The sequence below is a fragment of the Levilactobacillus zymae DSM 19395 genome, from assembly GCF_001434115.1.
Taxonomy (GTDB): Bacteria; Bacillota; Bacilli; order Lactobacillales; family Lactobacillaceae; genus Levilactobacillus; species Levilactobacillus zymae.
In genome coordinates, this window is sequence record NZ_AZDW01000050.1 from 49,828 (window position 1) to 50,568 (window position 741).

At 54.1% G+C, this 741-nt stretch carries 1 pseudogene; it reads left to right on the forward strand.

The features are described 5' to 3' along the window. Window positions 1-76 precede the first annotated feature (76 nt). Window positions 77-741: pseudogene (locus FD38_RS13165) on the forward strand (hypothetical protein); the annotation flags it as partial.

Consider the following 741-nt stretch of genomic DNA (forward strand, 5'->3'; position numbering starts at 1 on the left):
GCAATCTGCCAGTGAATCGGCTGACGCTTCAACCAGTGTTGTCAGCCAGAGTGCCTCTGCCTCGGCGGATGAATCAATGAGCGTTGCAAGTCAATCAGCCTCTGCCTCGGCTAAGGCTTCCGCCGTCGTTTCGGCTAGCCAATCCGCAAGCACGTCGACGTTTAACCTGCAAAGTGAATCGGCGGACAACTCGTTGAGCGAGGTTTCGACTGAAATTTCGCAAAGCGATGCTAGTCTGAGTCAACGGTCTACCGATAACGCCAGTGTTCAGGCCTCATTATCTGAATCAACGGCTAGCTTGAGTGCCCGGAACAGCGCTGACGAGAGTGTTTACTCAGTTGCTTCGCAATCGTTAGGAAGTCTTTCCAACCTGAGCGTAAGCAACACCAGTGCTTCCGAAGCCAGTCAATCCGCCGAAGTTTCTAAGTCGCTGCAAAGCTTGAGTGATGAGGGATCTGAACCGGATGCCAGCACAGTTGCATCGTTGACCAGTCTGAGTCAACAGTCGTTATCCGAATCGGAAGCACTGTCGACTTGGTCCGAACAGAGTAACAGCATTTCCGTTGCCAATTCCGAAGCTAGCGCAGCATCTGCTTCTGAAGCCTCGCAATTAGACGCTTCACAGAGTGCTGCGGCTTCGCAATCCGAAGTTTCGGCTAGTGCAGCGGCCAGCCAGTCGGCTAGTGTTTCGGCCGACCGGAGCCAAGCTTCGGCCTCCGATGCCAGCCTGCAATCCGTTCA